Below are 11,749 nucleotides of genomic sequence, written 5' to 3'. Positions count from 1 at the left end.
CGGGGCGGCCCGGCGTATGCGGGCCGCGCGGCCGGGGTCGCCCTCGGCTCACCGGGTCGTGAGCCTGCGTACTCCCGGCACGCTGAGCGCGGCGAGGCAGGCGAGCACGATCAGGGCCGCGCCGCCCCCCAGCGTCGGCCGGATCCCCACCAGCGCCGCGAGCGGTCCCGCAGCGGTCTCGCCGAGCGGCAGGGCGACGAAGGATCCCAGCGCGTCGTAGGAGTAGACCCGCGCCAGCTTCTCCGGCGGGATGTTCTGCTGCAGCGACACCTCCCAGGCCACGCCGAACTGCTCCAGCGCGACGCCGGTGAGGAACATCGCGGGCAGCAGGAACGGCACCGTGGGCGCGTAGCCCAACGTCAGCAGCGGCAGCGCGTCCAGCGCGACCAGTGACACCCCGAACAGCAGCGCCCGGCGGGGCTGCCAGCGCGCCGCCAGCAGACCGCCGGCCAGGGCGCCGAAGGTCTCCGCGGAGAGGACGACGCCCCACAGCCCGCGTCCGATCGTGGCGTCGGCCACGGCGGGGCCGAGCACCTTCACCCCGCCCGACCAGACCGCGTTGACCACCATGAACTGCAGCACCACGATCCACACCCACGGCCGCGCGGTGAACTCGGTCCACCCCTCGGCGAGCTCGCGCATCGGGTTGCCGCCCCCTCCCCTGGGCGGGGCGACCCGCACGAAGCCGAAGGCCGCACCCGCTGCGGCGAATACCGCGGCGTCGGCCGCCAGAGTCCAGCCCGGGCCGACGAGTCCCACCGCGCCGCCGCCGGCCGACATGCCCACGGCCATGCCGAGCATGATGCCCATGCGGGCCACCGCGTTGGCCTGGCGCAGCAGGTGCGCGGGCACGGTCTGCGGGGTCAGTGAGACCGCGGCGGGCAGGCCCACGGCGGCCACCCCGCCGTTGACCAGGCTGAGCGCGGCGAGCAGGGAGACCGACGCCGTGCCGGTCAGCACGGCGGCGGCGATCGCCGCCTGCGAGGCCGCCGCCAGCGCGCAGGCGCCCTGCAGGACGACCGAGCGCGGCAGCCGGTCGGCCAGGACACCGCCGAGCAGCGCGAAGACGACCAGCGCCACCGACCGGGCGCCCAGCACGATCCCCAGGTCGACCGGGGAGCCCGTGAGGTCGAGCACGGCGAAGGCCAGCGCGACGGTGGCCAGCGCGTTGCCGAAGTACATCAGGCCGCGCCCGGCGGCCAGCCCGCGGAAGTCCCGGTAGCGGAGTGGGGCGCGGACGCCCCGCTCGGATCGGGGCGGTCGCTCGGTGCGCGGCGCCGGTGGGTCGCCCGCGCTCACCGTCCCCGCCGCTCGCCGGCGTCGGCGCTTCCGCCGCCGTGTCCGCCGTCGCCGCTGCCACCGCTCTCGCCGCCGTCACGGGCTCCGCTGTCGTCGAGGGTGAACATGGCCAGGGTGGTGCTGGTGGGGACCGTGCCGGGGGTGTGCGGAGGGCGGGCCGCAGCGTGCAGGCGGTCGGCTGCGCCGGAGACGGCCTCGACGATGCGGTGCCATTCCCCGGGGTCGACCCAGACCTCGGCATCGGTGATGTGGCCGCGGTCGTCCGCGCGGCGCCGCGCCGCACGGCGCTGGAGCTCGGCGGCCAGCGCGGCCGCGACGGCCCGGTGGTCGACGCCGGTCGCGGCCGGGCCCGCGGCCAGCGCGGACGGCCCGCTCGCGGGGTCGTGCCGGTACCGGCGCGCGCGCCCGCCCGAGACCCGTACCTCCTCGGCGACCTCCAGCAGTCCACCGCCGTGCAGGCGGCGCAGGTGGTAGCTGACGTTGGCCTGGGACTCGCCCAGTTCGCGGGCGGCCTCGGCCGCGCTCATCGCCTGGGCGGTGAGCAGCGACAGCAGCCGCAGGCGGAGCGGGTGCGCGAGCAGCCGCAGGCCGGCGAGGTCGGGGGAGTCGGAGGGCGGGGACATGGCGGTCACACTAGGCGGTTCCCGGTCAACCGTCAAAGAGTTGTTTGGCGGTTGTCCGGGCGGCCGGCCGGGCGGGCGGCGACCGCGGGCCGCCGTCCGGCGGAAGCCGGGGGGAGATTGCGCCGAGTGGCCGACTCCGCGGCGCCGGTCCTGGCACGCTGGTGCCAGGACGAAGCGAGGAGAGCCCATGGAATCCTGGCCGCCGCGGGACACGCTCGGCCGGATCCTGATGGATCTGGCCGGGCTGAAGATCATCGACTACCACAGCACCGAGGACACGCCCGAGGGCCGTCTCCACCGCATCACCACCGCGCACGGCTACGAAGTGGCCCTGAGCGACGCCGACGTGGCCCCCTTCGCGCTCGGGGCCGGAGCCGCGGAGTTCAACCAGACGCACACCTACAACGCGGTCTCCGACCTGATCGACGAGGTCGTCGCGCAGCGCTGGACCGCCTGACCCCGCGCCGTCGCCGAGCGGGCCGTCCCGGTCCCCCGGTCCCCCGGTCCCCCGGTCCCCCGGTCACCCCAGGATCCAGCTGCGGCCCTCGGCGGCGAGCTTGTCGATCAGCGTGGCGGAGTCGTGCTCCTTGGCGAAGAGGTGCTCGGGCCGCGTGATCGGGACGATCCACAGCCACGTGACCGGGTCGCCGTGGAAGGTGAGCCCGGAGATGTCGGGGGGCAGCTGACCGGAGGGCCCGCTCAGCGGGGCCGGGTCGGCCACCAGCAGAACAGCCGCGCTGCCGCCGCGCATGGCGGTGTCCTCCGGGTTGTCCAGCCACTTCACGCTGTGCCCGGTGCCGAACCAGGTCACCGCCCGCCAGGGGAAGGCCCCGATCCAGCGGAAGATCCGGGCGGCCACGTGGGCCTGTGTGGTGGTGGCCAGCGCCAGCTCGATGCGGGCGTAGGCGGAGGTGTCGGCCATGTAGCGGTCCAGCGTGGGCATGCGCTGCCCGCACATGCCCACGGTGCTCAGGACCGTGTAGGGCCGGTCGTCGGTCGGTGGGCGCTCGGAGACCCGGATCAGCGGGGCGTGGCCGTCGGAGACGTCCCAGTAGTGCCCGGCGGGTCCGACGGTGCGGGTGAGGTGGTTGAAGACCGTGCGCTGGACGCTGCGCCAGGCGTTGGGGGCGGCCCGCCAGTCCCAGTAGGCCTCGGCGTGCACCACCCGGGGCCACAGCTGCTCGGCCACCGGGTCCAGCGCCCAGGCGTAGGGGCTGCGGCCGATGGCCTCGCGGGCGTAGCCGGGCAGGCCGCTGTCGGCCTCGGCCCAGCCCGGGATGATCGCCAGGAGGCCGTCGTCGTCGAGCAGGGCCACACCGTCGCCCTCCTCGAACCAGACGGCGCGCAGCGCGGACTCGTCGAAGGGGGCGCGGCCCTGGGGGTGCTTGGTCTGCGCGGCGGGCATCAGCGGCGCCTGCCCGCGGTAGAGGCCCTCGGGATCGCTGGTCTCCGGAGCCATCCCGTGGTTGGCCAGCCACACCGGCACGCGGATGGAGCCCCGGGCGTCCAGGAGGTAGGCGGAGGTGGTGCGGGAGTCGTGCTCGACGATGACGCGGCGGCTGCGGTAGGGGCTGAACTGGTCGAGGAGGACGCGCGCTCCGGCCACCTGCCCTCCTTGTCGGCTCTCGTCTGCTTCGGCTGGTCCCACGGCCGAGCGACCCGCGAGGGGAGCGGACCGGCCGGTGCCGGACGGCGCCGGCGTGAGCGCCGCATATCATGAACCGTAGTGCCCGACCGGGCCGCGCCGGCGGTACCACGGCTTCCGTCGCCGATGGCCGTATAGGCCCCCAAAGTACCGCGCATCGCCGGTCCCGTCTGCGGTTGCCGTCCGACTCCGATCCGCCTTGGATACCGATGCCTGCCGAGCTCACCTTCGCCGCGCCCCGACGGGCCGCGCCGCCCCGCCACCTCGCCGACCTCAGCCCGCAGGAGCGCCGGGACGCCGTGACCGAACTCGGCGAGAAGCCCTTCCGCGCCAAGCAGCTCGCGCAGCACTACTTCGGCCGGCTGGAGTCCGACACCTCCGCCATGACCGATCTCCCTGCGGAGGTGCGCGAGACGCTCGGCGACGCCCTGCTGCCGCCGCTGCTCACTCCGGTGCGCCATGTCACCTGCGACAACGGCATGACCCGCAAGACGCTGTGGCGCGCCTTCGACGGTGTGCTGTTCGAGTCGGTGCTGATGCGCTATGCCGACCGCATCACGCTGTGCGTCTCCTCCCAGGCGGGCTGCGGCATGAACTGCCCCTTCTGCGCCACCGGGCAGAACGGGCTCACCCGCAACCTCTCCACCGGCGAGATCACCGACCAGGTGGTCTCGGTCGCGCGCGACCTCGCGCGCGGCGAGGTCGCCGGCGGTCCGGGGCGCATCAGCAACGTCGTGTTCATGGGCATGGGCGAGCCGTTGGCCAACTACCGGCGGGTGCTGGAGTCCGTGCGCCGGATGACCGATCCGGTACCGGGCGGGCTGGGCATGTCCCAGCGCGGGGTGACCGTCTCGACCGTGGGCCTGGTGCCGGCGGTCGACAAGCTGATCGCCGAGCAGCTGCAGGTCCGGCTGGCCATCTCGCTGCACGCCCCCGACGACGAGCTGCGCGACGAGCTGGTGCCGGTGAACAACCGCTGGAAGGTGGCCGAGGTCCTCGACGCCGCCTGGCGCTACTCCGGCACCACCGGGCGGCGGGTCTCGATCGAGTACGCCCTCATCCGCGACATCAACGACCAGGCCTGGCGGGCCGACCTGCTGGGCCGCCTTCTCAAGGGCCACCTGGCGCACGTCAACCTGATCCCGCTGAACCCGACTCCGGGCTCGAAGTGGACGGCCTCCCGGCCCGAGGACGAGCGCGAGTTCGTGCGCCGCCTGGAGGCGCACGGGGTCCCGGTCACCATCCGCGATACCCGCGGCCAGGAGATCGACGGCGCCTGCGGCCAGCTCGCCGCCGCGGAGGACTAGCCGCCGGCGCTGTCGCCCCCCGACAACCGGAAGTTGAGGACGTGACCGAGCCCGCCGCCCAGATCGCGCTGGCCTTCCTGGTCGGGGCGGCGTCCGCGCTGTTCCCGGTGATCAACGTCGAGCTCTACCTCGTGGGCGTGGGCGCGCTGGGCGGCGGCGTGCCGGCGGCCATGGCGGTGGCGGCCGGGGTCGGCCAGACCGCCGGCAAGATCGCCTACTACTACATCGGGCGCGGCGCGCTGAACGTGCCGTGGCTCAAGCGCCGGGCGCGGACCCCGCAGCGGTGGACCGCGCGCGTGGAGCGCTGGCGGGCCAAGGCCGAGGGGCGCCCCTGGTGGACGGTCGGCCTGGTGGCCGTCAGCTCCTTCGCCAGCATCCCGCCGTTCATGGTCGTCGCGGTGCTGGCGGGCACCCTGCGCATGCCGCTGGCGTGGTTCGTCCTGGTGACCTTCGTGACCCGCACCGCGCGGTTCGCGATCCTGGTCTACGCCCCCGGCCTGGCCATGTGGGCGCTCTAGCCAGCGGCAGGCCGCCGACCGGGGTTCGGCGGCGGCCCGGACGGCTCGGCGCCGCGCCTCCGAGTCCCGCTCAGCGAGTGCCCCACGCGTAGGTCTGCTTGTGCAGCCGCAGGTACAAGAACGTCTCCGTGCCGGTGACGGTGGGCACCGAGCGGATGGCGCTGAGCAGCTCCAGCAGCTGCTCGTCGTCGGCCGCAACGACCTCGACCAGGATGTCGAAGGACCCGGCGGTGACGACGACGTAGTCGACGCCTTCCAGCTCGGAGATCTGGTCGGCCACAGCGGTGAGGTCCCCGTTCGAGCGCACCGCGATCATGGCCTGGCGGCTGAAGCCCAGCATCATCGGATCGGTCACGCCCACCACCTGGACGACCCCGGCCTCCAGCAGCCGCTGGACGCGCTGGCGCACGGCCGCCTCCGACAGGCCCACGGCCTTGCCGATCGCGGCGTAGGAGCGCCGTCCGTCCTGCTGCAGCTGCTCGATGATGCGCTTGGCCGTCGCATCGAGGTGGGGGTGCTTGCGAGCGGCGGCCGGCGCAGTATCACCGTTGTCGGTCACAGGGTCCTCCGATTGGCATAAATGACAGTTCTTGCGCCACTAGGATCGTGAATCGGTGGTATTCGAGGATCAGTGCAACTGAATCAGAATACTCCAGGGGGATGCCGGTCAGCGCCTCTAGGACGAGAGTCTGCCCCGTACCGATTCCAACGACAGTAGCGCCACATGGAGGGAGAGGCAGGTCTCGACGGAGTCGAGGTCGGCCTCCAGCACGTGGGAGATGCGCCGCAGCCGTTCGTAGAAGGCCGGGCGCGACAGATGGGCGTTGGCGGCGGCCAGCGCCTTGTTGCGTCCCGAAGCCAGGTACTGGCGCAGCATCTCGGTGAGATCGCTGCCGTGGCGGGCATCGTAGTCCAGCAGCGGCCCGAGTTCGCGCTCGACATAGGTCTGCAGCCGCTCGTCGTCGCGGAACAGGTGCAGCAGGCCGCGCAGGTGCAGGTCGGGCAGGCGGTAGAAGGGGCGGTCGGGGCCGCCGTCGCCGTCGCCGTCCTCCTGGTGCAGCGCCACGTCGCCGACCTGGCGCGCCTCGAGGAACGAGCGGCGCACGTCGCGGACGCCCTGGGCGGTGGAGCCCACCGCGAGCACCGCGCTCGCCCCCACCCGCTCGCGGATGGCCTCGGACAACCGGTGCAGGTGCGACTCCAGCTTCCCGGAGTCGGGCACCGCCAGCAGGACCCCCACCCGCAGGTCGTCGATCGAGCCGACGAGGGCCGTCAGCCGCAGCGCACGGCAGGCGCGCGCCACCCCTTCGGCGGTGTCGGACAGCCGCGCCTGGGCGGCCAGCCCGGTGCCCGCCTCGCGCAGCCGCAGCACCAGCCCCACCAGCCGGCGTCCGGACAGCGGGACACCCACCGCGCGGGCGCGCACGAGCGCCTCCTCGGGGTCGGAGTAGGCGCGGTCGATGATCCCGGCGATGATCGTGCGGTGCGTCTGCCGCTCCAGGCTCTCCTGGTGGCGCTCCAGCAGGCGGCCGAGGGCGAGCGTGGTCGCCGCCCGCTCGATCAGCATGGTCTGCCGCGCCGCGGGTGCGGCGCCGGTGATCAGGATCAGCCGCCCCCAGTCCTGGCCGCGGGCGCCCACCATGGTCACCAGCCACCCGGTGGGAGCGTCGTGCGAGGTGCGCCCGCTGACCCGCACGCCGCGCGAGCGGGTCTCCCACGACGCCAGCAGGCGCCCGGGGTCCTCGCCGTTGAGGTCGCAGACCAGCACCTGGTGGGCGAGGTTCTCCAGCACCACCGGGCAGCCGGAGAGCTCGGCGATCTCCCGGAGCACGCGCGAAGGGTGGGCGCCCTCGACGGACAGTTCCGTGAAGACCTCGTGCAGCCGCTCGGACTCGCGGAGCTCCTCCAACTGCCGGTTGACCACCCGGATGTGCACCGCCTCGGTGATCTCCACGAAGCGCGCCTCGCGCTCCAGCGCGACCACCGGGATACCCGCCTTGCGGGCCGGCTGCAGCAGCTCCTCGGGCAGCTCCGCGTCGTACTTGCGGCCCAGCTCCACGGCGATGCCCGCTACTCCGGCGGAGGCGAGGCCGTCGATGTAGGCCTGCAGCGACTCGGGGTCGTCGGGCATCGCGATCCCGGTGGTCAGCACCAGCTCGCCGCCGCGCAGCAGGTGCGCCAGATCCGTGACCTCGGCGATGTGCACCCAGCGCACGGGCGCGTCCAGGCGGTCGGCGCCTACCACGACCCGCGGGCGCGCGCGACGCACGGCCGGCAGTTCGAGCACGTCGGCGAGGGTGGGCAGCACCCACCCAGTCTAGGCCCGCGTCCGCCTCCGACCCGGGGCGAAAGCCTCGGCCGACCCGCGCGCCCGGCCGCGGTGATGACACGTTGTCAACCAGTCGGGACCGAAACCGACACCCTGCCGCTGGCGGCCGGGCGCGATGGGAGTGAGACTGAGGTCATGTCGGAACTTCTCGCTCGTCACCGCGCCGTCATGCCCTCGTGGCTCGCCCTCTACTACGACGAACCCGTCGAGATCACCGGAGGCAAGGGGGTCCGCCTCACCGACGCCGACGGCAACACCTACCTCGACTTCTTCGCCGGCATCCTGACCAACATGCTCGGCTACGACGTGGCCGAGGTCCGCGAGGCGGTGGAACGCCAGATCGCGACCGGCGTGGTGCACACCTCCACGCTGTACCTGCTGCGCGGCCAGGTCGAGCTCGCCGAGAAGATCGCACGCCTGTCCGGCATCCCCGACGCCAAGGTCTTCTTCACCAACTCCGGCACCGAGGCCAACGAGACGGCCCTGCTGCTGGCCACCTGCGCACGCGGCAGCGACCAGGTGCTGGCCATGCGCAACAGCTACCACGGCCGCTCCTACGGCACCGTCGCGGTCACCGGCAACCGCGGGTGGAAGAACTCCGCGCTGTCCCCGCTCAACGTCCACTACCTGCACGGCACCGACCGCGACGCCGCCGCGTTCCGCGGCATGTCCGACGACCGCTACATCGACGCATGCGTGGCGGACCTGCGCGACGTGCTGGCCACGGCCACGGCCCGCGAAGTCGCCTGCCTGATCGCCGAGCCGGTCCAGGGGGTCGGCGGGTTCACCATGCCGCCGCCCGGCCTGTTCGCCGCCTACAAGGAGGTCCTCGACGAGGAGGGCGTGCTGTTCGTCTCCGACGAGGTGCAGACCGGCTGGGGCCGCACCGGCACCGGGTTCTGGGGGATCAGCGAGCACGGGGTCGCCCCCGACGCCATCACGTTCGCCAAGGGCCTGGGCAACGGTTTCGCGGTCGGAGGTGTCGTGGCGCGCGGCGACCTGATGGACGGCCTGACGGCCAACGGGGTCTCCACCTTCGGTGGCAACCCGGTGGCCATGGCCGCCGCCAACGCCACGCTCGACTACGTCCTCGACCACGACCTGCAGGCCAACGCCGCCCGCCTGGGCCCGATCGTGCTCGACGGCCTGCGGCCGCTGACCGGCCTGGCCGCGGTGGGCGCGGTACGCGGCAAGGGCCTGATGTACGCGGTGGACATGGTCGACCCCGGCACCGGCGCGCCCTCGCCCCAGCTCGCTTCGGCGGTGCTGGAGGCCGCTCGGCGCCGCGGACTGCTGATCGGCAAGGGCGGACTGCGCGGCAACGTCCTGCGGGCGGCACCGCCGCTGACCGTCGGGGAGGCCGACGTCCGCGAGGCCCGCGACATCCTCGTCGACGCCGTCACCGAGGTCGACGCCCAGGCGCGCTGACCCCGCCGCGCATCCCGGCCGCGACCCGCCGGCGCCCCGAAGCGTGCCGGACGTCCGTGTGCGGGCGCCGCCGACCGCAGCGTCGGCGCGCCCGCGGGCTCCGCCGGACGCTCCCGCGGGTACCGCACGCCCGCAGGCCCCCCTTACGCCTTCGCGCGTACCGCAGAGCCCGCATGCCCCGCCCCCATCCGCACGACCCTGCAGAGGTCTTCTCATGAGCAAGCACGTCACCCACTGGATCGGCGGCAAGCCCTTCGACGGGGCGAGTGCCGAACAACGCCGCGCCGACATCGCCAACCCCGCCACCGGCGCCGTGGCCGGAACCGTCGATCTGGCGGGCCCCTTCGAGGTCGGCGCCGCCGTCGCGGCGGCCCGCGATGCGTTCCCCGCCTGGCGCGACGCGTCACTGTCCGCGCGCACCTCGGTGCTCTTCCGCTTCCGGGAACTGGTCGACCGGCACTCCGACGAGCTGGCCCGCATCATCAGCGCCGAGCACGGCAAGGTGGTCTCCGACGCCGCCGGCGAGGTGGCGCGCGGCCTTGAGGTCGCCGAGTTCGCCTGCGGCATCCCGCACCTGCTCAAGGGCGGGTTCTCGGAGAACGTCTCCTCCCGGGTGGACGCCTACTCGATCCCCCAGCCGCTCGGCGTCGTCGCGGCGGTCACCCCGTTCAACTTCCCGGCGATGGTGCCGATGTGGATGTTCCCCGTCGCCATCGCCTGCGGCAACACGGTCGTGCTCAAGCCCAGCGAGAAGGACCCGTCGGCGGCCGTGCGCCTGGCCGAGCTGTGGGCTGAGGCCGGTCTGCCGGACGGCGTGTTCAACGTCGTGCACGGCGACCGTGTCGCGGTGGACGCACTGCTGGAGCACCGCGACGTCAAGGCGGTCAGCTTCGTCGGCTCCACCCCGATCGCCCGCTACATCTACGCCGCGGCCGCGGCCAACGGAAAGCGTGTTCAGGCGCTCGGCGGAGCCAAGAACCACATGCTGGTGCTGCCCGACGCCGACCTGGACGCGGCGGCCGACGCGGCCGTCTCGGCGGGCTTCGGCTCGGCCGGGGAGCGGTGCATGGCGATCTCGGCGGTGGTCGCCGCCGACTCCGTCGCCGACGACCTGCTGGAGCGCATCCGCCGGCGGGTCGAGCGTCTCCGGGTGGGGCCGGGCGACGACGAGCGCAGCGAGATGGGGCCGCTGGTCACCCGCGAACACCGCGAGCGGGTCGCCGGCTACCTGGAGTCGGGTGTGCGCGAGGGTGCGACCCTGGCGATCGACGGCCGCACCCACCCGGTGCTGGGCGGGGGCGGCGACGGCTTCTGGCTGGGGCCCTCGCTGCTGGACCACGTGACCCCGCGGATGAGCTGCTACACCGACGAGATCTTCGGTCCGGTGCTGAGCATGCTGCGCGTGCCCGACCTGGACGCCGGCCTGGAGCTGATCAACGCCAACCCCTACGGCAACGGCACTGCGGTGTTCACGGGCGACGGCGCGGCCGCGCGCCGCTTCCAGAACGAGGTGGAGGTCGGGATGGTGGGGATCAACGTGCCGATCCCGGTGCCGATGGCCTACTACTCCTTCGGCGGGTGGAAGGACTCGCTGTTCGGCGACTCGCACATGCACGGCACCGAAGGGGTGCACTTCTACACCCGCACGAAGGCGGTGACGGCGCGCTGGCGGTCGGCGGCGCCGGCCGGCGGTGGAGGGGCGAGTGGAGCGGCGGGCCGAGGCGGGGCCGCCTCCGGGGCGGCGACCGGTACGGAAGCGGCGTCCTCGGCCGAGAGCGGCGGAGTCGACCTCGGGTTCCCGACCAGCGGATGAGCCCGGCTCGGATTGAGCCGATTCAACGGAACGGAATTCGCCTACACGGGGTTCCGCGCCCGCGACAGTCGGTATTGTGGTGTGCGGACCGCCGCGGCGCCACACCCCCGGTGCCGCGGTCGGCGACGCGGACCATTTCCCGAGACGCGCTCTTCCCCTCCTCCCCCTGGAAGCGAGCGCGTGGGTGGTGGCGCTCCGGGCGCGGTTCCCCCGTCTCCCGGAGCGCCCCACTTCTCTCCTGCGGCGGGCGACCCTTCGTTCCCGCCGGTGGCCGCACCGCCGCGTCGCGCGCGAACCGGCTGTGCGCGGGCCCGACCGGCCCTGCTACGGCCGCTGCGGCGCTGCGGACGCGGTCAGTGCGCGACCAGCGCGTGCTCCAAGGCGCCGGAGTCGTACCCTGCGGCGAAGCCGACGCACTCGCGGCACCCGAACACGGCACCGCCGTCGGATGAGACTCCGATCCGGTGCCGGGGCCGCGGCCAACGGGCGTGGCAGACAGCGCAGGCCTCGCCCATGAGCTGCGAGACCGTGAGTGCTCCTGCGTCAAAGAGGTGAATGTCGGTTGTGTCCGTATTTTCGATGTCTGAATCGCACATAATGCTCAGACCGCTCAACGTCCCTGCTCCCCCCGTGGTTTAGGACAGTCTGGCGGGCTTGCCGTGATCGGGTCTTATTGAATCAGAAGCGGTCTGCAACGGGAATAGCCCAGGCCGATTTTTGTTACAGAGCGACGAACTTCAGTAACCATCTGTGACTGTGACGGAATGTGTGATGGGATGACCAGGGC

Annotated in this window: 9 protein-coding genes and 1 pseudogene; 5 read left to right on the top strand and 5 right to left on the bottom strand. The window is 73.2% G+C overall.

The window, feature by feature from the left end; translation table 11 throughout:
• Positions 1 to 48 precede the first annotated feature (48 nt).
• Both ABD284_RS09280 and ABD284_RS09275 read right to left on the bottom strand, forming a co-directional pair.
• Positions 49 to 1,299, bottom strand: a complete 1,251-nt coding sequence (locus ABD284_RS09280; protein WP_344142227.1) for an MFS transporter — start codon at positions 1,297 to 1,299, stop codon at positions 49 to 51.
• Positions 1,296 to 1,922 (bottom strand): helix-turn-helix domain-containing protein, encoded by a 627-nt coding sequence (locus ABD284_RS09275; RefSeq protein ID WP_344142225.1) that lies wholly within the window; start codon positions 1,920 to 1,922, stop codon positions 1,296 to 1,298. Before ABD284_RS09275 ends, ABD284_RS09280 begins: the two co-directional genes overlap by 4 nt.
• A 187-nt stretch (positions 1,923 to 2,109) precedes the next feature.
• Between ABD284_RS09275 and ABD284_RS09270 the strand changes: the two genes are divergently transcribed.
• Entirely contained in the window at positions 2,110 to 2,379 is a 270-nt protein-coding gene (locus tag ABD284_RS09270) for a hypothetical protein (RefSeq protein WP_344142223.1), read from the top strand.
• A 63-nt stretch (positions 2,380 to 2,442) separates the two neighbouring features.
• Here the strand turns inward: ABD284_RS09270 and ABD284_RS09265 are convergent, their stop codons facing one another.
• Positions 2,443 to 3,528 carry a suppressor of fused domain protein gene (locus tag ABD284_RS09265; RefSeq protein ID WP_344142222.1) on the bottom strand — a complete coding sequence of 362 codons (1,086 nt, stop codon included), beginning with the start codon at positions 3,526 to 3,528 and terminating at the stop codon, positions 2,443 to 2,445.
• Positions 3,529 to 3,776: 248 nt separating this feature from the next.
• Here ABD284_RS09265 and rlmN point away from each other — a divergent pair, with 248 nt between their 5' ends.
• The gene (gene rlmN / locus ABD284_RS09260; protein ID WP_344142221.1) at positions 3,777 to 4,874 is read left to right on the top strand and encodes a dual-specificity RNA methyltransferase RlmN; all 1,098 of its coding nucleotides are present in this window, start codon (positions 3,777 to 3,779) and stop codon (positions 4,872 to 4,874) included.
• A gap of 41 nt (positions 4,875 to 4,915) precedes the next feature.
• Positions 4,916 to 5,392, top strand: a complete 477-nt coding sequence (locus ABD284_RS09255; protein ID WP_344142220.1) for a VTT domain-containing protein — start codon at positions 4,916 to 4,918, stop codon at positions 5,390 to 5,392.
• A 70-nt stretch (positions 5,393 to 5,462) separates the two neighbouring features.
• Here the strand turns inward: ABD284_RS09255 and ABD284_RS09250 are convergent, their stop codons facing one another.
• Positions 5,463 to 5,951, bottom strand: a complete 489-nt coding sequence (locus ABD284_RS09250) for an Lrp/AsnC family transcriptional regulator (protein ID WP_311547148.1) — start codon at positions 5,949 to 5,951, stop codon at positions 5,463 to 5,465.
• A gap of 117 nt (positions 5,952 to 6,068) precedes the next feature.
• Entirely contained in the window at positions 6,069 to 7,700 is a 1,632-nt protein-coding gene (locus ABD284_RS09245) for a PucR family transcriptional regulator (protein WP_344142218.1), read from the bottom strand.
• A 156-nt stretch (positions 7,701 to 7,856) separates the two neighbouring features.
• Between ABD284_RS09245 and ABD284_RS09240 the strand changes: the two genes are divergently transcribed.
• Positions 7,857 to 9,149, top strand: a complete 1,293-nt coding sequence (locus ABD284_RS09240) for an aspartate aminotransferase family protein (protein WP_344142216.1) — start codon at positions 7,857 to 7,859, stop codon at positions 9,147 to 9,149.
• Positions 9,150 to 9,363: 214 nt separating this feature from the next.
• A pseudogene (locus ABD284_RS09235) lies at positions 9,364 to 10,822 on the top strand (CoA-acylating methylmalonate-semialdehyde dehydrogenase); the annotation flags it as partial.
• Positions 10,823 to 11,749 lie beyond the last annotated feature (927 nt).

The organism is Streptomonospora arabica (assembly GCF_039531585.1).
GTDB classification, from domain to species: Bacteria; Actinomycetota; Actinomycetes; order Streptosporangiales; family Streptosporangiaceae; genus Streptomonospora; species Streptomonospora halophila.
Note: the sequence above shows the minus strand (reverse complement) of the source record. Positions and strands in the feature narration are given on the sequence as shown.